Raw genomic sequence first — 22,416 nt, forward strand, 5'->3', positions numbered from 1 at the left:
TATTAGTTATTAAGTTGCTTTTCAATTTTCTTAACGCGCTGAAACAAGTCGTCAAGCTGGCGATAACGCGCACCATTTCGTCGCCATTCGCGTTGTGGCGCTGCTGGAATACCCGAAGCATAAGCGCCAGGTTCAGTGATTTCCTTAATAACCATGGAAAAACCACTGATTTGAACATCATCACACACTGAAATATGGCCATTTATCGCGGTCGCACCGCCAATCAAACAGCGCTTACCAATACGGCAGCTGCCTGCTAAAACTGTGCATCCGGCTATCGCTGTGTCTTCGTCAATAAATACGTTGTGTGCAATCTGGCACTGATTATCAATAATCACGCCATCGCTAATTATCGTATCGTCTAGCGCGCCACGATCAATTGTAGTACTCGCACCAATATCGACACGATTACCAATAACCACGCGGCCGAGTTGTGGGATTTTTATCCACTTGCCGCCTTCATTGGCCCAACCAAATCCGTCAGCACCAATCACGGTGCCCGCATGCACTAAGCAATTTTCGCCAATTACACAGTTGTGATAAATCACCACATGCTGCCATAACTGCGTGCCAACTCCGATACGCGTATTCGGGCCAATATAACAACCCACGCCAACCGTGACATTATCAGCCAGTTCAACCTGCTCAGCAATAACAGCATTGGCGCCTATTGACACGTTTTGCCCAATCTTTGCAGTCGCGTGAACCTGAGCACTGGGATGAATGCCATCGGCAGGTTTCGGAGTGGTATCCAATAATTGCGCAACTTTAGCAAAGCCAGCGTAAGGGTTTTTCATTCGTAAAGCAGCCATACCATCAGGCACATCAACATCAGGCGCAACAATAACTGCGCTGGCTTGGCTACTATCGAGCTGACTGCGATATTTTTCGTTGGCTAAAAACGCAATATGCCCCGGCTTGGCCGAGGCAAGTGTTGCTACACCTTGAATGGGCAGTGCAGGGTCACCCTGCACGTCCGCACCTATTGCGTCAGCGAGCTGCTGCAATGTCAGTGTTTGCATTAACTTAGTTTCCACCTGTCATTTTTTTGATGACTTCATCAGTGAGATTAGCAGCGTCATTTCCATAAACCAGTGCGCTACGTTGCAATACCACGTCAAAGCTTTGCTCAGTAGCAACATTTTGTGCGTTACGCATCACTTCGCCCATGAGCTGATCGCGAACTTCATTACCGCGACGGTTCATGTCTTCACGCAATGCTTTAACTTTTAACTGACGTGTTGTGTCGAGCATTTCCATCTCACGTTCCATCGTTACACGCTCGCCTGGCGACATGATTGACGCATCACGCTGAGCTTTTTCACTCAAGCCACGCATTTTTTCTTCAATTGCGTTTACTTCTTCAATTTGTGCTTTAAATTCGTCTTGAATTTGTTGTTCTAAGTTACGCGCCTGTGGCAGGTTAGCCAGAACTTCTTGCACGCTCACAAAACCAATTTTCTGCTGAGCTTCAGCAGCATTAGCAAACAACGCAGACGAAAGTAGTGCAATTGCAATGCTCGATTTAACAATAGCTTTCACATTTAACTCCTTGATATTTATTAGAATGTTGTACCGATATTAAACGTAAATGTCTGCGTTCGATCGGACAGTTCAGATTGTATTGGTCGACCAAATGATAAGGTTATTGGCCCCATTGGTGACAACCATTGTATCGAAACACCGGCCGAAGCGCGATAGTGGGTTGGTTCACTAAAGTCTTTTAACTCTTGCGAGCCACTTGCTAAACCTAGCTGGCTATACGCATCGTAGTCAAATTCCGTGTCCCAGACATTACCTACATCAAGATAAAAACTCGTACGAACGGTGTTCTTATTCTCTTCTGAAATAAACGGTGTTGGTACAATAAGTTCCAAACCACCTACAACCATCGCATTACCACCTACTGAGAACTCACTCACAGCAAGCAAATCAGCACCAGGGTGCGTTGGCAATCCAGTTGGTACGCCATAGTACCCTGGCTGTCCCGAAATACTCTGTGGATAACGGTAGACCGCGCGAGGACCTATAGTGTTCCCCTCAAACCCACGTAAGTTATCACGACCACCTAAGCGGAAGTTTTCATAAAACGGGAACAAGTAATCGTTGCCAGCGTCGTCGCTACCATAACCATTACCGTAACCTAACCGCAGGCGTGTCATAAATACAAAGCCGTGATCGTTAGTTATTGGTAAATAGTGACGGAAGTCATAACTGGTTCGGAAGTAATTCACATCACTGTTGGGTGTTGCCACTTCGAACTGCAAGGTATTTTGTGTACCCGCTGTTGGGAACATACCGCGGTTTAACGTAACGCGGCTAATCCCCGCCGACAGTTCGAATATATCAAACGAAACCCCTTGGTTTGGGTTTTGCTCGTCAACATAAGGGCCATAGAAGCGTGACACTTGATCGTAACTATCAACGTTGGTGATTTGCTCGTTACGATAGGTTGCGCCGAAGTTAATGCTTGTAACTTCATTAATTGGGAAACCGATTGAGCTACCAATACCATATTGCTTTTTATTGTAGCGAATATAGTTTTCTAAGTTACCTGCATCAAACTCACTCATGTATAACTGACCTGAGAGGCTGACACCGTCTTTGGTCAAGTAACGGTCCGTGTAAGAGATGGAAGCACTCTTATTATAGCGATTGGTATTTAAGTTAATCGCTGCACGGTTACCCGTACCTAAGAAGTTTTCTTGTGATAAACCAAGCCCAACCTGAAAGCCAGAATAATCGCCGTAACCTAAGGTGAAATTAAAGCTGCCTGATGGCTGCTCTTTCACAGTAAAATCGACTTCAACACGATCGTCGTCACTGTCTGATTTACGTGTCGATGTTTCAACGGTTTCAAAGAAACCAAGGCGCTCAAGGCGAACTTTACTTTGTTCGATGAGCATATCGTTCAGTGGCGCACCTTCAAGTTGGCGCATTTCACGACGAAGTACTTCATCGGCGGTTACGTTATTGCCAATAAAATTAATACGGTCAACATAGATGCGTTGTCCAGGCGTTACCGAGAAGGTTAAATCAACATCATTGCTGCCTTCTTCCATATCTGGAATTGCTCGCACTTCAGGGTATGCATAACCGTAACGGCCGTAAAACTTAGAAATCGCTTCTTCTAAAAAGGTGATTTGTTCAGCGTTGTAGCGGGTACCTGATTCAATCGACACAAGGCGTTTTATCACCTCATCGTGCCCTTTCAGATCGCCAATAACAGTAACATTTCGCACATTGTAAACATCGCCTTCATTAACATTGATGGTGATATAAACACCCTCTTTGTCCGGCGTCATGCTCACTTGTACCGATTCAATCTGCACCGCTAAGTAACCACGGTTACGATAAAAACTTTCAAGCTTTTCCAAATCGCCCGTTAGCTGTTGCTTCTGATAACGGCGTTCGCCAATGAAGTTCCACCAAGGCAATTGGTCTTTCAATTCAAAATCAGCTAATAACTGGTCGTCGGTAAAACTCTTATTACCAACAATGTTTATTTGCTCAATTTCTGCTGAGTCGCCCTCATCAAACACTAAGCTTAAACGCACGCGGTTACGCGGCAATTCAATCACGCTAATATCAACACTGGCATTGTACTTACCAACGCCGTGGAAGAAGTCTTCCAAGCCTGATTCAATGGATGCAATCATGGTGCGATCGAGTTGCTCACCCACCACAATGCCACTATCCGTTAAGCTTTGTTCAAGCTGCTCATCTTCAATTTCTTTGTTACCGTCAAACTCAATACCGGAAATTGTCGGGCGTTCAATCACGTTAAAAATTAACGTGTTACCTTCGCGAAGAACCACAATATTTTCAAAGTACGCGGCTGAGTTTAGTGAACGTATGCTGGCGCGAATTCGATTCGCATCAATTTGGTCGCCAACGCGAATGGGGATATAAGTTAATGCGGCGCCTAAAGCTACACGCTGCAAACCGCGCACACGAATATCTTCAACCACAAATACATCATTATTTATTTGCGAATTACTCTCGGCACTACTCGCCACTGCGTGTGCGGGAAGTGACGCCGCTGCAACCAGGGCGCTTAAGAACAGCTGTTTCAACGTCATTCTGTGCTACTTAATTGTTATGTTGTACATGTCGTTTCATTGCGACAAACGCAAAATATCATTACTGATAGCGATTGCCATAAGCGCAAAAATTAGAATCCCGCCAATGCGGTAACAAACTTCTTGGACACCATCTGAAACCGGCTTTCCGCGCGCACCTTCAATGGCTAAAAACGCGAGGTGGCCGCCGTCAAGTATTGGTAACGGAACCAGATTAATAATACCCAAGTTGACACTAATTAATGCTAGAAACCCTAAAAAATAAACTAAGCCATAACTGGCTGTAGCTCCTGCTCCTTCTGCGATCGCTACTGGACCGCTCAAGTTACTTACTGAAACCGTTCCAGTTAGTAGCTTGCCAATCATTTTTACACTTAGAACCATGAGTTCCCAAGTGCGGTGCACACCTTGTGTGAACCCTTCAATCAACCCAAACTGCTGAGTAAATCGATATTCATCAGGGTACGGCGCTACCGTTGGCTCCACCCCAAGAAATCCAATCTGTTGTTCGTTAACTTCACGCTGCCCAAGTGTTACTTCCAGCGTGCGCATTTCGCCAGCACGTTCTACGGTAATTTCTACCGATTCGCCAGCGGCTTGCATAATCAAGTCTCTCGTTTGAGGCCAATCAGTTATAGGAGTTCCATCAAATGCTATAATTTTATCGTTTACTTGAATGCCCGCAGCTGCTGCTGGGGAATTTTCTGCCACGTAACTTAACACCAACGACACTTGAGGTTGGAATGGCTGCATCCCCAACGCAACAAACATTGGCTGTTGCTTATCATCCAGACGCCAGGTGCGAATATCCAATTGATAGTCACGTAAACGATTATTGGTATCCCGTGTTTGCACCGTTACTACGTCGTTACCTAAGGCTGCTGCCAGGTGCAAATTAACCTGTTGCCAGTCTTCGGTAGTGCTGTTATTTACCGCAATAATCTCACTTGGCGTTTGCACGCCAGCCTGCGCTGCAATCGAATTTGGTGCCACCTCACCAATAATTGGTTTTACAGAAGGCACACCAATTAAAAACATGGCCCACAACACCGCAATAGCCAGCACAAAATTCGCTATAGGCCCAGCAGCAACAATTGCTGCACGTTGCGCCACTGTTTTCGAATTAAAGCTTAACGCACGATCTGCTGGCGCAACCGTATCGACACGCTCATCGAGCATGCGAACATAACCACCTAAAGGAATCAAGCCAACTTGATAAACGGTGCCGTCTCGAGCTACGCGTTTCCAGATTGGTTTACCAAAGCCTACCGAGAAAGTCAGAACCTTGACACCGCAGCGTCGGGCGACCCAAAAATGACCAAATTCATGAAAGGTCACGAGTATCCCAAGGGTGACAATAAATGCACCGAGCGACCAAACAATACTACCCATTATGAAAACCGCTCCACTTGCTGTCGTGCACTCGCACGTGCCTCACCATCGAGTTCAATTAAACCTTCGACCGTATCGAGTTCACGTCGGTTCAATTGATTTAATACACTATCACAAATGTGCGCGATAGCGGTGAACGGAATACGTTGTTCCAGGAAAGCTGCAACCGCAATTTCATTCGCTGCGTTTAGTGCGGTGGTTGCCCACTGTCCTTCCCAACATGCGTCTATCGCAAGCTGCAAACACGGGTAACGTGCGGGGTCGGCTGGCATAAATGTCAATGCGCCTAAGCTTAAAAAGTCTAAAGCTTCCACACCGCTTGGTATGCGCTCTGGGTAGCTCAAACCATAGGCTATTGGCGTGCGCATATCGGGTTGCCCTAGCTGCGCCAAAACGGAACCGTCCAGATAACTAACCATTGAATGAATCACGCTTTGCGGATGTACCACAACCTGCAATTGCTCGCGTTTACAATTGAATAACCAGCGCGCTTCAATGTATTCCAGGCCCTTGTTCAGCATGGTTGCTGAATCGACGGAAATTTTTTGGCCCATCGACCAGTTCGGATGATTGCATGCAGCAGTTGGCGTTTGCTGCGCAAGTTCTGCCAGAGGTAATTCTCGAAATGGCCCACCAGAGCCCGTTAACAGTATCTGGTTTATGCCAGCTTGCGCTAAGTCAGCATGCCCAAGCGGTTGTTGCACTTCTTTTGGCAAACATTGATAAATCGCGTTATGTTCACTGTCAATAGGGAGCAATTCAGCCCCGTTAGTTGCGACCGCATCCATAAATATCTGGCCCGACATGACTAAGGCTTCTTTGTTGGCAAGTAAAACGCGCTTTCCAGCTTTTACTGCTGCCATGGTCGGCATTAGTCCAGCTGCACCTACAATAGCCGCCATCACCGTATCAACTTGCTCAGCCGCAGCAACCTGCGCCAATGCAGATTCACCCGCGAGCACTTCGCACTGAATACCACCAAGCTTCTGCTGCAGCGCCTGAGCAGCCTGCTCATCAGCCATAACCGCGTATTCAGGACGATGTTTTAAGCACAGCTCGGCCATTGCTTCAACGTTGCCATTTGCCGTCAGCGCAAACACTTCAAAACGTTCAGGTTGCATTGCCACCACGGCCAGTGTGTTTTGACCGATTGACCCTGTTGCACCTAAAATCGTAATTCGTTGTTTCATATCAGGTCAAAAACCACAAATAGGATAAGGTAAAAATTGGCAGCGCTGCGGTTAAACTATCAATACGGTCAAGTATTCCGCCATGACCGGGCAGTATTGAACCGCTGTCTTTTACCCCAGCACAGCGTTTAAACATACTTTCGTTCAAGTCACCAAACACCGATGCCACCACCGTAACTAACCCGGTAATGTAATAGCCTGAGAATTGTTCAGCGGGAATTTTTAACCAATGTGCCAGCACCATCATCACCACAAAAGCGAGCGTTATGCCGCCCAGTAGGCCTTCCATCGTTTTCCCCGGGCTCACCGCCGGCATTAGCTTGTTGCGCCCGTAGCGCACACCAGCGAAATAAGCACCTACATCGGCAGCCCACACCAGCAGCAATACAAACAGCACGGCGAAACCGCCAAATAACGGCTGCTCGGCATAATTTAACGACCGTACAGCAATCAGGCCAGCCCAGGCGGGCAATAGCGTTAACATGCCAAACACGCCCACTATCGAGCGTGTACGCGACCAAACACGCCGACTCCGCGGATAGTTAATAACTAATGCAGTGGCAATCACCCACCACACACAACCCGCAATCACTAATACGTAAATGATGGGGTCAAGTTGGCCGTCTTGCCAAATTTGATTGAGTGGAACTAACCACGTTAACAGAGCTAACGCCGCAGCGATAAAAAGGGTGTACGCTATCCGTGCACTTTTTCGAGTCACATTCATTAACGGCGCCCATTCCCAAGCGCCGGCTGTCATCAGCACTATGATTGCGACCGCAAACCAAAATAAAGGTAGCGCAAACACAACATAGAGTGCTAACGGGATTAAAAAGAGTGCGGTTAATATGCGTTGTTTAAGCAAACTTGTCCCCGGTCGTCACATCGGTATCTAAAATGGCCTGCTGGAGCTGCTCGCTGGTCAAGCCAAAACGGCGCTCTCGGCAACTGAAATCTGCGATCGCAGCAGCAAACTCACGATCATCAAAGTCCGGCCATAATACCTTGCTAAAATAAAATTCTGCATAAGCTAATTGCCACAACAGAAAATTGCTAATTCGGTGTTCGCCACCTGTTCTTATAAGTAAATCTGGTACCGGTTGGTCAGCAAGTTCCAATTGGCTTGCTAACAACGCAGTGGTTATTTCACTCGGCTGCAACTGCCCAGCAGCAACCTGCTCAGCTAATTTACGTGCAGCATTGGTAATATCCCAATGGCCGCCGTAATTCGCTGCTATGTTTAACGTTAATGCGGTATTGTCGGCCGTCATTTGTTCCGCTTCTTGCATTTGCTTTTGCAAGCGCGCGCTAAATGCTGACTTATCACCAACGATTTTTAGCCTAACATTGTACTTATGCAATTTCTTCACTTCGCGCTTCAAAACGGTCATGAACAGTTCCATCAGTACTGATACTTCTTGCTCAGGCCGATTCCAATTTTCGCTACTAAAAGCGAATAGCGTTAACGACTCAATGCCTTTTTTACGGGCAAACTGCACCGCAGCACGAACAGCTTCCGCACCAGCTTTATGGCCGGCGGTACGCCGCTTGCCGCGCATTTGTGCCCAACGCCCGTTACCATCCATGATAATGGCCACGTGCCGTGGCATTGTAATTGTAGAGACTTCCGTTGTTGTCATATCGAGTGCCATACAAGAAAAAACGCCGTGCGAGTATACCTGACACGGCGCGGTCCACCAACGTGGAATAGCTACGACTGCTTAAACTTCCATCAAATCTTTTTCTTTTTCTACCAGCAGCTCGTCAATTTTTGCGATATACGTGTCAGTTAGCTTTTGGATATCGTCCGTTGCTTTATGTTCTTCGTCTTCGCTAATTTCTTTTTCTTTCAATAATTCTTTCAAATCGCTATTTGCATCACGGCGAATATTTCGTATCGCAACGCGGCCCTGCTCTGCTTCGTTACGCACTACTTTAACCAAATCGCGACGACGCTCTTCCGTTAAAGCTGGCAGTGGCACGCGAATCACGGTACCCGCTGACGCTGGGTTTAACCCCAAATCAGAGGTCATGATTGCTTTTTCAACAGCCGCAGTTGACGACTTATCAAACACCGTTAATGCCAGTGTGCGCGAGTCTTCCACAGTTATGTTCGCAAGTTGCTTCAATGGGGTGTCAGAGCCGTAATATGGCACCATAACACCGTCAAGAATGCTTGGATGCGCACGACCCGTGCGCACTTTTGAGATTTGCGAGCGGAGCGCTTCAACGCTCTTTTCCATACGCTGCTTGGCATCTTGTTTTATTTCGTTAATCACGTTTATTCATCCTTTCAATTCTTAACACATAAACACCGATGTTTATGCTTGTTCAACCACGCTTTCATTAGCGATTAGTGTACCTTCTTCTTCGCCCATAATCACGGCTCTTAATACACCTGGTTTATTCATATTAAATACACGAATTGGCAAGTTATGGTCACGCGCTAACGTAAACGCTGCTAAATCCATAACTTTGAGTTGCTGTTCCAACACCTCATTATAACTGATTCGGCGGAACAGTTTAGCATTAGGATTGGTTACCGGGTCAGCTGAATATACGCCATCCACTTTGGTGCCTTTAAGAACCAATTCAGCTTCAATTTCAATACCACGTAAACACGCTGCTGAGTCGGTTGTAAAAAATGGATTACCAGTACCCGCTGAGAAGATCACGACCCGACCTGATTTCAGTAGGCTAATCGCATCAGCCCAATTGTAACTGTCACAAACACCAGCCAGTTCAATTGCTGACATCAATCGCGCATTAACAAACGCACGATGCAACGCATCACGCATAGCAAGGCCGTTCATAACAGTTGCTAACATGCCCATGTGGTCACCGACCACGCGGTTCATGCCCGCTTTCGCTAAACCTTCACCACGGAACAGATTACCACCGCCAATCACCAGACCTACTTGTACGCCCAGCTCAACCAGCTCTTTAATTTCCTGAGCCATGCGGTCCAAAACTTTCGCATCAATGCCAAAGGGCTCATCACCCATTAACGCTTCACCACTTAATTTAAGTAGTACACGACGGTATGCAGGTTTGCTAGTTGGGGTCATCAGTTCGCTCCATGTTCAGGTTTTCGGGTTTTCACCCTAAAAAAAAACCGCATCCTGCCGAGCAGGATGCGGTTTCTATTATCGACTGTTTGTCGTCGGCAGCGTCATGGGCATTAAGCCTTTTTCGCTGCTGCCATTTGAGCTTGTACTTCAGCAGCGAAGTCTTCAGCTTTCTTCTCAATACCTTCACCAACTTCGAAACGAACGAAAGTTAGTACATCAGCACCTTTCTGCTTCAGTAAATCTGCAACAGTGATTGATGGGTCTTTCACAAACGCTTGACCAGTCAAGCTGATCTCGCCAGTGAATTTACGCATACGGCCTTCAACCATCTTCTCAGCAATTTCTTGTGGCTTGCCACTTTGCATTGCGATATCAAGTTGAATTGCACGTTCTTTCTCAACCACTTCAGCTGATACATCTTCTGGCTTAACGAACTGTGGCGCACTTGCCGCAACATGCATCGCGATATCACGTGCTAAATCAGCGTCACCGCCAGTAATAGCAACCAATACGCCGATACGACCGCCGTGAACATAAGACTCAACCAAGTCACCACCGTCAACAGTGATAACACGGCGAACATTCATGTTCTCGCCAATTTTAGCAACTAACGCTTCGCGCACTTCTTCAACGCTACCGTCACCGATGTTGGTTGCTTTAAGCTTCTCAACGTCAGTTTCTTTGTTCGCGAAGGCTGCATCGATAACTTTCTGGCCGAAAGCCAAGAAGCTGTCGTCACGTGCAACGAAGTCAGTTTCACAGTTCAATTCAACCAAAGTACCTACGTTACCTTCGGTTTTAGTCAGGATTACACCTTCAGCAGCAACGCGACCAGCTTTCTTAGCTGCTTTCGCTTGACCACTTTTACGCATGTTTTCGATCGCCGCGTCGATATCGCCGCCGGTCTCTTCCAATGCTTTTTTGCAATCCATCATGCCAGCGCCAGTGCGCTCGCGCAGTTCTTTAACCAGAGCTGCTGTAATAGCCATGTATTTGTCCTCTAATCAGATGACTTTATTCAGTCTCGTCAGCTTCAACGAAATCGTCTGCTTTACCTTCAACAACAACGCCGCGCGCTTCGTTGATAGCTGTAGCAGCTGCGTTCAAATACAGTTGCACTGCACGAATCGCATCGTCGTTGCCAGGAATTACATAATCAACGCCATCAGGGTTTGAGTTGGTATCAACGATTGAAATAACTGGAATGCCCAGGTTATTCGCTTCTTTAATTGCAATGTGCTCATGATCAGCATCAACTACAAACAATACGTCTGGCAAGCCAGCCATATCTTTAATACCACCAAGGCTCTTCTCAAGCTTTTCCATTTCGCGTGAGTTCATCAACGCTTCTTTCTTGGTCAGCTTTTCGAAAGTGCCGTCTTGGCTCATGATTTCAAGTTCTTTCAAGCGCTTGATTGATTGACGAACTGTTTTCCAGTTAGTCAACATACCACCTAACCAGCGATGATTTACGTAGAACTGTTTACAGTTTACAGCTGCTTCTTGAACTGAATCTGATGCTGCACGCTTGGTGCCAACAAACAAAATTTTACCTTTGTTTGAAGCAACGTGTTGCAAGAAGTTCAACGCGTCGTTGAACATAGGAACAGTTTTTTCAAGGTTGATGATATGAATCTTGTTACGCGCGCCAAAAATGAATGGCTTCATTTTTGGGTTCCAGAAACGGGTTTGGTGACCGAAATGTACACCAGCTTTCAGCATGTCACGCATTGACACGTTTGCCATGATCTTTTTCCTTATTAAGGGGTTATGCCTCCATACATCCCATAGTTCGACCCGCGACGTAAACCGTTGTCTTGGGCACCCCGACCTATGTGTCGATGTATGTGTGTGGTTAAGTGTTAACGAAGTCGTTAACGTACTTTTAGTGTTTGCAATTCGAATTGCGGGCGCTTTATACCATAAATAATGGCTATAAATCAAATTTTATAGCGTATTTCCTGCGCTTCACGGCCTCGTCCTTTGCTGATAAACTACACGCAATTAAATTGTATAAAGCACGGACTGAATCAGCCCCATGAGCATTACTATTAAAACACCTGATGAAATTGAAAAAATGCGTGCAGCCGGCAAACTCGCTGCGGACGTATTAGAAATGATCGGCCCTTATATTAAGGCCGGCGTAACCACTGCTGAAATTGATAAAATTTGTCACGATTATATCGTTGAACATGGCGCAATTCCTGCACCGCTCAATTATCACGGTTTTCCGAAGTCGGTGTGCACCTCATTAAATCATGTGGTTTGTCATGGCATTCCAAATGAGAAGCCACTTAAAGATGGCGACATCATGAACTTAGACGTGACCGTAAAGCTTGATGGCTATCACGGTGACACCTCGAAAATGTTTGTTGTGGGTGGTAAACCAAGCATTCTCGCTGAGCGTTTAATTCGTGTCACCCAAGAATGTTTATACATGGCAATTAAAATGGTCAAACCGGGCATGCGCACTGGCGACTTTGCCGCAGTAATTCAAAAGCATGCTGAACAGCATGGTTACGCCATTGTGCGTGAATATTGTGGCCACGGTATTGGCGCGGTGTTTCACGAAGAGCCACAAATTCTGCATTACGGCACTGCAGGCACTGGCGATTTATTAGAGCCAGGCATGTGTTTCACTATCGAACCCATGGTGAATGCGGGCAAACGCCACACCAAACTAATGCGTGATGGTTGGACCGTACTGACGAAAGACCGCAGCCTGAGCGCCCAATGGGAACACACGCTGTTAGTCACCGAAGACGGCGTTGAAGTTTTAACCCTGCGTAGCGACGAAGATTTGCCACGCGTTATTCATCACGAGAGCTAACGCACCATGCACAGCGCCCCTCCTTGCTGGCCGAAACCGGTCACTTTAAGCTCGGGGCGCGATTGCCTCGAAGCCTACCACACGTGGTCCGCCGAAGCCTTTGTAACCGCTGATATTGACTTTCTCTTAGCTCACCGCAGCGAATTTATTGATACCTTGCTGCAACAGCTGTGGCAGCAGTTCAAGTTGCATAAAACCCAAATCAGTTTAATTGCAGTCGGCGGCTACGGTCGTGGCCATCTGCACCCACAATCCGACATTGACCTGTTGTTTTTGCATGAAACTGATCTCAATGACACAGAACAACAGGCCATTCGCAACTTCATTCAACTGCTGTGGGATCTACGCCTGGACGTTGGCCACAGTGTACGTACACCAGCGCAATGCTTTGAACAAGCAGCTGCCGATGTAACTGTGGCCACTAGCTTGCTCGAGCAACGTCTCATTTGTGGCGACAAGAATCTTGCAGATGCATTTTTGTGGCAGGTACAACGTGACTTCCCTTGGTCGAGTCGCGCCTTTTATCAAGCCAAATTTAACGAGCAGCAAGAACGGCATCAACGCTACCATGGCTCCGCTTACAACCTAGAGCCAAATGTTAAAAGTAATCCTGGCGGCTTACGTGATATACAAACCATCGGATGGATAGCCAAGCGGCACTTTCACACCCAAAATGATGAAACGCTAGTTCAGCACGGCTATATCAGCGCCGAAGAGTTACTTGAACTGCGTGAATATCAACAATTGTTAGGCCGTATTCGATTTGCGCTGCATTTAGAGGCCGACAAAAAGGAAGATCGACTACTTTTTGACTATCAACCCGGTATTGCCGCGCGACTGGGTTATGGCGAACCCGGTAAACGTGCCGTAGAAGCCATGATGAAGGACTATTTCAATGCGGTGGTGGGTGTCACTGAGCTGAACGAGATGCTACTGCAGTTTTTTGAACAAACCATTCTTGGCGATGCAAGCGATATTACAAGAAAGCAGCTTGACGATAACTTCGAAGCCATTGGCTCACTCATTGCGGCTCGTCACGACAGTGTTTTTGAAGCCCCAGAGAATCTATTGCGGTGCATGCTCCTGGTTGCACAAAATAACCAAATTAAGCACTTACAGGCACATACCATTCGCCTGTTACGCAATGCGCGTCGGGTTTTACGCCAGCCGCTCAATAGCCTGCCCGCGTGCCGCAAACTGTTTATGCAACTCATAAGCCACCCGCGTGGCTGCGGCGACGCCTTTCGCTTAATGCACAAACACCAATTGCTAGCACACTATCTGCCACAGTGGCAGCAAATAGTCGGTCAGATGCAATTTGACTTGTTTCATGCCTATACGGTTGATGAACACACCTTTCGCTTGGTTCGCAATCTCTACCGGTACAGCGAACCCGAATACCAACAGGAATTTCCACTGTGTGCCGAGATTGTCGCCACCATGGACAAACCGGAACTGCTCTACCTTGCCGGTATATTTCACGACATTGCCAAGGGCCGCGGCGGCGATCATTCCGAATTAGGCGAAGTGGATGCACTTAATTTTTCTCAGCAACACAATCTTGACGACCACGATGGCGAATTAATTGCCTGGCTGGTGCGTCACCATCTCATTATGTCGGTAACCGCACAAAAACGTGATATCCACGATCCTGAAGTTGTCCGCCTGTTTGCCGAAACAGTTGGCTCACCGCGTCACTTGGATTATTTGTATTGCCTGACCGTTGCTGACATTCGTGCCACCAACAGCAGTTTATGGAATAACTGGAAAGCCACTTTGTTGGAAAACCTCTATCAGGCCACCAAACAGTTTTTGGCACAGAGCAAACCTTCCGCAGCAACGGAAATGCGCCAGCGTATTCATCAGCATCAAGCACACGCCATGGGCTTGCTGCTTAGCCTTGGTTTCGATGCTCAGCCGGTTAATGAATTATGGAGCAGGTTTACCGCCGATTATTTCTTACGGCACCAACCGGAACAAATTGCATGGCATTCACAGTACATTTTGGCTGCCGAGTCCGATGATCAATTGCCGATAATTCTAGTAGGCGATGAGAATAACCAAGGCACCACCGAATTATTCGTTTACCACCTTGAACACGAAAACCTATTTGCGGCGGTCGCAGCGGTTCTCGATAGCCAAGCGCTGAGCATTCATGACGCACAAATTTTGGCAACCCGCGACGGCTATGTCATGGATACTTTTGTGGTGCTGCAAGATGACGGTGAGCCACTTACTGACGTGCGCCGCATCGAATCCCTCAAGCAGCAGTTGCATGATGTACTGCGCCAGCGCCAGCCTGCGCCGGGGGCACAACGACGGCTTCCACGGCAACTGCGTAGCTTTAATGTGCCAACCAAAGTCGAGTTTGTAAGCGAGCGCAACCCGCGTCGCACGGCCTTTGAATTGACCGCACTTGATCGCCCCGGGCTGGTTGCTCATGTTGCCAAAGTGCTTCAGGCATTGGATTTAAACATACTAACCGCTAAAATCACCACCGTCGGCGAACAAGCTGAGGATTTATTCACAGTTACCACGCGGCGTAATGAAGCGCTTAATGATGAACAGAAGCGGAACTTGCGTCAGCAGATCATCGCTGCCTTGGATAATTAATCAGGCGTATTTACACGCCACTGAATGATGTAACAGGATATAAAATGACCACCTTACAAACACGTATTGAAGCTGCGTTTGAGCAGCGCACAGAGATTTCTCCAAGTCGCGTTCCAGCTGAGCTGCAACGTGATTTAACCGAAGTTATTCAAAAAATTGATCAAGGTGAACTGCGTGTCGCGGAGAAAATAAACGGGCAATGGGTGGTAAACGAATGGTTGAAGAAAGCGGTACTGCTGTCGTTCCGCACGCAAGATAATCACCTGATGAACGGCGGCGAAACCCGCTTTTTCGACAAAGTGGATAGCAAGTTTATAGGCTATGACGATGCCCGCTTCCGTGCCGAGGGCATGCGCGTTGTACCGCCTGCTATGGTGCGAAAAGGCGCATTTATCGGTCGCAACGTAGTACTCATGCCTTCGTACGTAAATATCGGCGCGTTTGTTGATGAAGGCACCATGGTCGATACCTGGGCTACCGTTGGCTCATGCGCACAGATTGGTAAAAACGTGCATTTGTCAGGCGGCGTTGGTATTGGTGGTGTACTTGAGCCACTGCAAGCAGCGCCTACCATCATTGAAGACAACTGTTTCATCGGCGCCCGTTCAGAAATTGTTGAAGGGGTAATCGTAGAAGAAGGCGCGGTGATTTCAATGGGTGTTTACATTGGTCAAAGCACCCGTATATATGACCGTGAAACCGGTGAAATTCATTATGGCCGCGTGCCAGCAGGTGCAGTCGTAGTGCCTGGCAACCTGCCAGCAAAAGATGGTACCCATAGCCTTTACGCAGCCATTATTGTGAAAAAGGTTGACGCTAAAACCCGTGCCAAAGTAAGTATCAACGAATTACTTCGCGCAGGTGATTAATCCGTTTGGAACGGCTTGAGTAAATCATCCGGTAACGGCAGTTCAATATGAACTGCCGTTTTTGTATGCGGGTGATCAAAGCGCAGCGATGTTGCCGCCAACATCAGTCGGTTTAAGCCAAAATGCTCACGGAAAAAGCGGTTGTGCCGCCCATCACCGTGATTACTGTCACCGATTATCGGATGGCGTAAGTGCGACATATGTCGCCGCAGTTGGTGCTTGCGGCCTGTTTCAGGGTGCAGTTCAACCAATGAATAACGCGATGTCGGGTGTCGTTTCCCAACCGCAAACGGCAATTCAATACGCTGTAAACATCGGTACTCGGTAACTGCCTCTTGCGCCTCTTTGTCTTGATTCGCCTGCGCGTCGGCTATTTTATCCAGTTCTTCTTTGAGTGGATAATCCAACAGGCCGTCATCGATGTATCCGCGCACAACGGCGTGATACACCTTTTCAATTTGTCGGCTGGTGAAAATTTCCGTCATTGCGCGTGCCGTATCAGCATCTTTTGCAAATAACAAAATTCCTGAGGTAGGCCGGTCTAAACGGTGCACTGGGTATACCCGTTGACCAATTTGATCGCGAACTTTCTGGAGCGCAAATTCAGTCGCCTCACGCGCAATCCAGCTACGATGTACCAAGAGCCCGCTAGGTTTGTCGACCGCTACAAAGTAATCATCTTGGAATAAGATGGTCAGGTCGTGATTGAAATTAGACGTCATCGGCTAACGGGTCAGCTCCGCTCAATAAAATATCAAACTCACGTAAGCTCGCGATCAAGCCTTCATGATGTTCCATTTCTTCCCGATAAACATGAGTTGCCATGGGGCTTACCGCAATGTTTTGCGGCAACGGGTGCTCACCATCCAGCATCGACCACATGCGTGGCAACATAATAAATTGCAGCCACTGATGAAAATCAAGGGTGTCCATAGCAAACGGTTCCGTACTCGCCAAAGCTTGTGAGGACGGGTAATGCGTCTGCCATAACCCCAGACAATTCAACTCAGCTTCTATACGCTCGAGCAAACGAGCAGCTCGTTGTCGTTGGTCCATGACTACCTCCACGACTTATTTTAGTTATAATGGCCGTCATCTTTAAGCAAAATTGAAAATGATGCAAGTTTCATGACCATAACAAACCTAGCTGAATTACTCAGCGAGAGCCAAAGCGACTTCGTTGTATATGATTTAGGCCGCCGCGTACAAGCCATCGATGCGGATACATTCAGTGCCATATGTGCACAACAACGCCCCTACCCTTACCCGCTGCAAGATCATGCTTGGTTTGCCGTGGTGTTCTGGCCACAGCGCACCGCCGAGCAACCTGAACCCTTTTTATGGTTCCTGAAAATGCCATTAGACGAGCGTGGTTTGCTCAATCATGCTGCGCAACAAGAGTTTATGACGCACGTTATCGCCATGTTGGGCCAACAAATTACGGGGGCACTGAGCGATGAACAAGAGCAACAGTTGCAGCAATCAGCTTACTTGTTTACGCCCTCTGAGGCTAAACGCGCGGCTGTGCATGCACAACTCACTGCACGTTGGCAGCGCCCGCCGTCGCGCTATTATCAAGCAGCACAGAGTGAACTGCTTCAACCAACCGCTGAAGGCTGGCAGCAGCTTGGCATTCAGGGTATTCATGATGTTGCCGCACGGCTGCATGATGATGCTGCAACAGCAACGGCTATTGCCGAAAATTTCGCGCAGTATCCAGAACCATTGCAAAATGCTTTAGCCGAGGCACTCGAACACACAGCGGCACCGCAAACCATGAAAGAGCAATTACTAGCCGGAGTGACTAGCAATAGCAGTCAGGTACGGCTGAATAGCTTGCGCGCGCTTGCTGGGCTTGCATCGGATGCCACACTGCAACAGCACCTCGCGCAGCGTATACCTGTTGCCACCGCCGACGAATTAGTAATTATCGTCGCCAGACTTTGGCCGGCGCTTTGTGGCGATTTAATGGAAGCTTATTTACTACGATGCGCAGAACTCAACAATTCCGCCCTGTTCGCAGGCATTGTTCGTGATATCCTGCGCCTTCCTGATACCCGCATATTCGCGCTGGGTTTAGTGCAGCGTAACGACTTACCGACACCGCTGTACAAAGCTTGGCAGCAATTTATTGGAGCGCAATAATGGTTCTAGCTGACGCCATTGCATTGTTATTGGTTGGTTTTGTCGTATTGATCTTCTGGCAAGGTCGTCGCCAAGCTGAACAGGCGCGGCGATACGTTGAACAATACTGCAAGCAACAACAATTGCAGTTTCTTGATATTGCTTGGCAAGGCGGTCGCCCAGCCAAGTTGCAACGCCACCTCGGTTGGTTGAGCCGCTATGAATTCGGCTTTAGCAGCGATGGCGAAAGCCGCTATAACGGCCAAGCTACGCTACTCAATATGCGCTTGGTTGAAATTACGACCCCGCCGCACCGGGTCCCGAGCCCTTAGGGCCTGACTTGATACCGATTAGGCTCAGCAAAAACTGGCCGTACATAACCCAGTCACCAAGCAATGAATAAGCCGGATATTTAAACGTAGCCGGCTTATTGTGTTCAAAACCAAAATGCCCCAACCACGCGAAACCATAGCCAACCAGAGGAATGGCCAGTAACCAAAGCCATTGTTGCGCGACAATTGCATAAACCAACACCGCAATCACTAACGTGCTACCAATATAATGCATGGCACGGCAACGGCGATCAGAGTGTTCTTTTAAGTAATACGGATAAAACTCCGCAAAGCTTTTAAATTGCACGACTCACCTCATCTAATTGTGAACGTGACTGAAACATCAGCTTACCGCTAATATCGCCAACGTTTAATTCTTGCACCAATTCATAACCGTGTTGTTCGAATAAGCTTAGATGTTGCGGCTGAGTTACATACACAGCAATACCACGCGACTCGGGCTCATCGTCGATTGCTGATTGCGCCGCGCGAACCAATAAGTCACCCCAGCCTTGTTGCTGATAACGTGGGCTAACCGCAATAAAAGCCAGCATGTGGTAATCATCACCATGCACAGCCTCTTGAATCAACCGCTCTTTTTCAAGCAACTGCATGGTGCTGACATAACCGGCTGTCAGCAACATTTTTAAACGCCAATGCCAATACTTGCCTGGGCCAAAACTTTTGCCCGGCTGCGTCAAGCAAACCACCCCAATTAACGAGTCGCCGTCAAACACGCCCAGCATAGGCTGTTTCGCTTCCCAAAACGCCATCAATTCTTCACGAATGGCTGCACGTAGGCGTTTTTCGTAGTCCGGCTTATCAGCCTGAAAAATTGCCATTAATAATGCATCATCGTAATACGCTTGGTAGAGCAGCGAAGCTGCCATTTTCAAATCTTCAGCAACCAAGTAAGTCAACTGGCCATCACGCAGTTGAGCTGGGTTTATTGTTGTTGTCATTTTTTACCCCTGATAATTGCTCAATTACTTTCTATGTCTCGATGCAATTCAAGTTACTTGATTCAGATCAATTAATCCACTACGCGTGGCGTCAATTTTTGTACAAATTCGGCCAAGCTGTCAGCCACAATTTCGTGCTGTGGCTGGCCGACAAATTCCAGCCCTACTTGCCCGCTGGCATTGTCGATACTCACCAACAAATCATCGGATTCTTCGGCTAAACCAATAAATAAAGTAATTGGCTGGCGCAACCGACGTTTCATCAATACATGACCCGCTAAATTGGCCTGCAAACGCTGGCCATCTTCTAAACAATGATTCTGTAACAATACTAGCGGATGATGATCAAAGGTTACATTGAGATCCGCAGCGAACCAACGGCCGTAAAAATGGGCTATATCTGGATGAAACGGCTGTTCCAACGCATTGGCTAGATCATCAAATTGCATCGGTTTAGCTTGGCGCACAGGTTGCCAAGTCACAAGGTCTTCCTCAGCGGGTTTACCATAAATCGGTGCTTGCCAATCGTCATGAGATTCTGTGAGCAAAGGCACTTCGGCTTGCGCGTAAGCGCTTTGATAACGAGCAATTAGCTCATCTAATGCGGCATCAATGTGCATGAAATTCATCCTAACGTGATAGCTTAGTTTGCAGAAATCAGTTTTTCTGGTAACTCGTCAACAGCAGCGCTACAATGGCCGACTGCATAAAAAACAGTAGTGTAACAGGTAATTGAAATCGATGAAGCAACCTCTCGCCCATTTGAATTTGGGCCAACCAACACAGTATCCGACCCAGTATGATGCCAGCTTATTGCAAGCTGTGCCGCGTCAGCTCAATCGCACGCCAATTGGCTTAGCCGAGAGCATATCGTTGCCATTTCATGGCGATGACATTTGGCATGGTTATGAATTATCGTGGTTGAATACCTTGGGTGTGCCTCAGGTTGCAGTCGCCGAGTTTCGAGTACCCGCCACCAGCACGAATTTGGTGGAATCAAAGTCATTTAAATTATACCTCAATAGCTTCAATGATAGCCGTTGGGATAGCTGGCATGCCGTGCAACAACAGCTTGCCGAAGACTTATCTGCCTGTGCAGGTGGCCAAGTGTCAGTGCGCCTCGATACCGTGCAACAAGCACAGCAGGCGCCATTTAGCGACTTGCCGGGTTTATGTATTGATGCGCAAGACATTCGCATCGACAGTTACGAATACAATCCGGAGCTATTGAGCCTGCGTGACAATCAAGTGATTGATGAAACGCTGCACAGTCACCTGCTTAAGTCCAATTGCTTGATTACCAATCAACCTGACTGGGGTTCGGTACTCATTCGTTATCGTGGCCCTGCAATTGATCATGCAGCGCTCCTGCGTTACATCGTATCGTTTCGCCACCACAACGAATTTCACGAACAATGTGTAGAACGGCTTTATATGGACATTAAAACGCGACTAAAACCCGAACAACTGACTGTTTACGCGCGTTATACGCGGCGTGGTGGTTTAGACATCAACCCGTTTCGTTCAGACTTTGAACAAACGCCGCAGTCTGTTCGCTTGAGTCGCCAATAACAAATCAAAAAAGGAATCGAAATGCGATTTAAAATTTCCCCGCGGGGCAGCATGAGCTTGCTTTCGCAACTTGAAATAAACCGACTGCAACAAAGCAGCGACGAACAACTCTATAAGCTATTTCGCAACTGTTGCCTGGCTGTGTTGAATGCTGGCAGTACCACCGATAGCAGCGAAGAGATTTTTGAAAAATATAAAGATTTTGATGTAAACGTCATCAAGTGCGAGCGTGGCGTGCAACTTGAATTGGTTAACCCACCCGCCGAAGCCTTTGTTGACGGCGAATTGATTGCGGGTATGCAAGAGTTGGTTGAAGCCGTGCTGCGTGACATTTTGTTTACCGGTGAACGCTACAACGCACAAACTTTAGACTCAGCCGATACCCATACACTAACTCACGTAGTGTTCGACATTTTACGTAACGCCCAAGTTGTGCAACCTAACCTCGAGCCCAATGTTATTGTGTGCTGGGGCGGCCACTCAATCAATGAAGTTGAGTACAAGTACACCAAAGAAGTCGGCTATCAGCTCGGCTTACGTAGCTTGAATATATGCACCGGGTGCGGCCCGGGCGCCATGAAAGGTCCTATGAAAGGCGCAACCATTGGTCATGCCAAACAACGCATTGTCGACGGCCGCTACCTTGGTTTTACCGAACCGGGAATCATCGCCGCTGAGCCACCGAATCCAATCGTGAACGAGTTAGTGATACTGCCTGATATCGAAAAACGCCTCGAAGCATTCGTGCGTTGTGCACACGGCATTGTCATTTTCCCAGGCGGTGCAGGTACTGCAGAAGAGCTACTCTATATTCTGGGTATTTTGATGCATCCAGAAAACGAGCGCCAAGTTCTGCCTATTATCTTAACTGGCCCTGAAAGCAGCCGCGAATATTTTGATGCTATTGATGATTTCGTTACCGCAACACTTGGCGATGACGCGCGTAAGCTGTATCAGATTATTGTTGGTGCGCCTGCAGAGGTCGCAAAAGCGATGACACAAGGCGCGCAGGCGGTGAAAGAATATCGTCGCGATACCGGTGACTCTTACTGTTTCAATTGGACCTTGCACATCGAAGAAGCGTTTCAGCGTCCGTTCGTACCGAATCATGACAACGTGCGCAACTTGAATCTGCATCGTGACCAAGCGCCACAAGCTCTCGCTGCAGATTTACGTCGCGCTTTCTCGGCCATCGTTACTGGTAACGTAAAAGACGACGGTATTCGTGCTATTCGCAAACACGGCGTATTCGAAATTTACGGTGAACGTGACATGATGAAGAAGCTGGACGTATTGTTGCGGGCATTCGTCGAACAAAGCCGCATGAAGCTGCCAGGTTCGGTGTATCATCCATGCTATCGTGTCATTACAGATTAATT

Annotated in this window: 23 protein-coding genes; 7 read left to right on the plus strand and 16 right to left on the minus strand. The window is 47.7% G+C overall.

Annotated elements, in window-relative coordinates; genetic code table 11:
• Positions 1-2 precede the first annotated feature (2 nt).
• The 11 genes from lpxD to rpsB form a co-directional block, all read right to left on the minus strand.
• Entirely contained in the window at positions 3-1,022 is a 1,020-nt protein-coding gene (gene lpxD / locus EGC76_RS03670) for a UDP-3-O-(3-hydroxymyristoyl)glucosamine N-acyltransferase (RefSeq protein ID WP_128351663.1), read from the minus strand.
• A gap of 4 nt (positions 1,023-1,026) precedes the next feature.
• Positions 1,027-1,542 (minus strand): OmpH/Skp family outer membrane protein, encoded by a 516-nt coding sequence (locus tag EGC76_RS03675; RefSeq protein ID WP_164876787.1) that lies wholly within the window; start codon positions 1,540-1,542, stop codon positions 1,027-1,029.
• A gap of 20 nt (positions 1,543-1,562) precedes the next feature.
• A complete protein-coding gene (gene bamA / locus EGC76_RS03680) occupies positions 1,563-4,082 on the minus strand; it encodes an outer membrane protein assembly factor BamA (protein WP_128351665.1) in 2,520 nt (839 codons plus the stop codon).
• A gap of 36 nt (positions 4,083-4,118) precedes the next feature.
• A complete protein-coding gene (gene rseP / locus EGC76_RS03685) occupies positions 4,119-5,474 on the minus strand; it encodes a sigma E protease regulator RseP (protein WP_128351666.1) in 1,356 nt (451 codons plus the stop codon).
• Positions 5,474-6,664, minus strand: a complete 1,191-nt coding sequence (ispC, locus tag EGC76_RS03690; protein ID WP_128351667.1) for a 1-deoxy-D-xylulose-5-phosphate reductoisomerase — start codon at positions 6,662-6,664, stop codon at positions 5,474-5,476. The genes rseP and ispC overlap by 1 nt, the downstream gene beginning before the upstream one ends.
• A gap of 1 nt (position 6,665) precedes the next feature.
• Positions 6,666-7,529 (minus strand): phosphatidate cytidylyltransferase, encoded by an 864-nt coding sequence (locus tag EGC76_RS03695; RefSeq protein WP_128351668.1) that lies wholly within the window; start codon positions 7,527-7,529, stop codon positions 6,666-6,668.
• On the minus strand, positions 7,522-8,304 hold the full coding sequence (gene uppS, locus EGC76_RS03700; RefSeq protein ID WP_128351669.1) for a polyprenyl diphosphate synthase: 783 nt from the start codon (positions 8,302-8,304) through the stop codon (positions 7,522-7,524). The genes EGC76_RS03695 and uppS overlap by 8 nt, the downstream gene beginning before the upstream one ends.
• 81 nt (positions 8,305-8,385) lie before the next feature.
• Positions 8,386-8,943, minus strand: coding sequence for a ribosome recycling factor (gene frr, locus EGC76_RS03705; protein ID WP_128351670.1), 558 nt, complete (start codon positions 8,941-8,943; stop codon positions 8,386-8,388).
• 42 nt (positions 8,944-8,985) lie between these two features.
• The gene (pyrH, locus tag EGC76_RS03710; protein ID WP_181950945.1) at positions 8,986-9,732 is read right to left on the minus strand and encodes a UMP kinase; all 747 of its coding nucleotides are present in this window, start codon (positions 9,730-9,732) and stop codon (positions 8,986-8,988) included.
• 113 nt (positions 9,733-9,845) lie between these two features.
• Positions 9,846-10,724: a translation elongation factor Ts gene (tsf, locus tag EGC76_RS03715; RefSeq protein WP_128351672.1), complete on the minus strand. Its 879-nt coding sequence runs from the start codon at positions 10,722-10,724 to the stop codon at positions 9,846-9,848.
• 25 nt (positions 10,725-10,749) lie between these two features.
• Positions 10,750-11,481 (minus strand): 30S ribosomal protein S2, encoded by a 732-nt coding sequence (gene rpsB, locus EGC76_RS03720; protein ID WP_128351673.1) that lies wholly within the window; start codon positions 11,479-11,481, stop codon positions 10,750-10,752.
• A gap of 292 nt (positions 11,482-11,773) precedes the next feature.
• Between rpsB and map the strand changes: the two genes are divergently transcribed.
• From map to dapD, 3 genes are read left to right on the plus strand one after another with little or no spacing between them, the layout of a single operon-like run.
• Complete coding sequence (gene map, locus EGC76_RS03725; protein WP_128351674.1) at positions 11,774-12,565, plus strand: type I methionyl aminopeptidase; 792 nt, start codon at positions 11,774-11,776, stop codon at positions 12,563-12,565.
• Positions 12,566-12,571: 6 nt separating this feature from the next.
• Complete coding sequence (gene glnD, locus EGC76_RS03730; protein WP_128351675.1) at positions 12,572-15,178, plus strand: [protein-PII] uridylyltransferase; 2,607 nt, start codon at positions 12,572-12,574, stop codon at positions 15,176-15,178.
• Between the two features lie 44 nt (positions 15,179-15,222).
• Positions 15,223-16,047 carry a 2,3,4,5-tetrahydropyridine-2,6-dicarboxylate N-succinyltransferase gene (dapD, locus tag EGC76_RS03735; RefSeq protein WP_128351676.1) on the plus strand — a complete coding sequence of 275 codons (825 nt, stop codon included), beginning with the start codon at positions 15,223-15,225 and terminating at the stop codon, positions 16,045-16,047.
• Here dapD and truC read toward each other — a convergent pair.
• The gene (gene truC, locus EGC76_RS03740; RefSeq protein ID WP_128351677.1) at positions 16,044-16,769 is read right to left on the minus strand and encodes a tRNA pseudouridine(65) synthase TruC; all 726 of its coding nucleotides are present in this window, start codon (positions 16,767-16,769) and stop codon (positions 16,044-16,046) included. The genes dapD and truC overlap by 4 nt on opposite strands.
• Positions 16,759-17,103 (minus strand): YqcC family protein, encoded by a 345-nt coding sequence (locus tag EGC76_RS03745; RefSeq protein ID WP_128351678.1) that lies wholly within the window; start codon positions 17,101-17,103, stop codon positions 16,759-16,761. The genes truC and EGC76_RS03745 overlap by 11 nt, the downstream gene beginning before the upstream one ends.
• A 72-nt stretch (positions 17,104-17,175) precedes the next feature.
• Here EGC76_RS03745 and EGC76_RS03750 point away from each other — a divergent pair, with 72 nt between their 5' ends.
• Both EGC76_RS03750 and EGC76_RS03755 read left to right on the plus strand, forming a co-directional pair.
• Positions 17,176-18,192: a DUF3549 family protein gene (locus EGC76_RS03750; RefSeq protein ID WP_128351679.1), complete on the plus strand. Its 1,017-nt coding sequence runs from the start codon at positions 17,176-17,178 to the stop codon at positions 18,190-18,192.
• Positions 18,192-18,503: a DUF3301 domain-containing protein gene (locus EGC76_RS03755; protein ID WP_128351680.1), complete on the plus strand. Its 312-nt coding sequence runs from the start codon at positions 18,192-18,194 to the stop codon at positions 18,501-18,503. Before EGC76_RS03750 ends, EGC76_RS03755 begins: the two co-directional genes overlap by 1 nt.
• Here the strand turns inward: EGC76_RS03755 and EGC76_RS03760 are convergent.
• The 3 genes from EGC76_RS03760 to syd all read right to left on the minus strand — a co-directional run bounded on the left by EGC76_RS03760 (position 18,469) and on the right by syd (position 20,085).
• Positions 18,469-18,810, minus strand: a complete 342-nt coding sequence (locus EGC76_RS03760) for an Mpo1-like protein (protein ID WP_128351681.1) — start codon at positions 18,808-18,810, stop codon at positions 18,469-18,471. The genes EGC76_RS03755 and EGC76_RS03760 overlap by 35 nt on opposite strands.
• Entirely contained in the window at positions 18,800-19,465 is a 666-nt protein-coding gene (locus EGC76_RS03765; RefSeq protein ID WP_128351682.1) for a GNAT family N-acetyltransferase, read from the minus strand. The genes EGC76_RS03760 and EGC76_RS03765 overlap by 11 nt, the downstream gene beginning before the upstream one ends.
• Positions 19,466-19,536: 71 nt before the next feature.
• Positions 19,537-20,085, minus strand: coding sequence for a SecY-interacting protein (gene syd, locus EGC76_RS03770; RefSeq protein WP_128351683.1), 549 nt, complete (start codon positions 20,083-20,085; stop codon positions 19,537-19,539).
• A 121-nt stretch (positions 20,086-20,206) separates the two neighbouring features.
• On the opposite strand from syd, the gene queF reads away from it, so the two are divergent.
• Together queF and ppnN are read left to right on the plus strand one after the other, a co-directional pair.
• The gene (gene queF, locus EGC76_RS03775) at positions 20,207-21,037 is read left to right on the plus strand and encodes an NADPH-dependent 7-cyano-7-deazaguanine reductase QueF (RefSeq protein WP_128351684.1); all 831 of its coding nucleotides are present in this window, start codon (positions 20,207-20,209) and stop codon (positions 21,035-21,037) included.
• 21 nt (positions 21,038-21,058) lie between these two features.
• On the plus strand, positions 21,059-22,414 hold the full coding sequence (gene ppnN / locus EGC76_RS03780) for a nucleotide 5'-monophosphate nucleosidase PpnN (RefSeq protein WP_128351685.1): 1,356 nt from the start codon (positions 21,059-21,061) through the stop codon (positions 22,412-22,414).
• The last annotated feature ends 2 nt before the right edge of the window (positions 22,415-22,416 follow it).

The organism is Pseudidiomarina gelatinasegens, assembly GCF_004025325.1.
Lineage (GTDB): Bacteria > Pseudomonadota > Gammaproteobacteria > Enterobacterales > Alteromonadaceae > Pseudidiomarina > Pseudidiomarina gelatinasegens.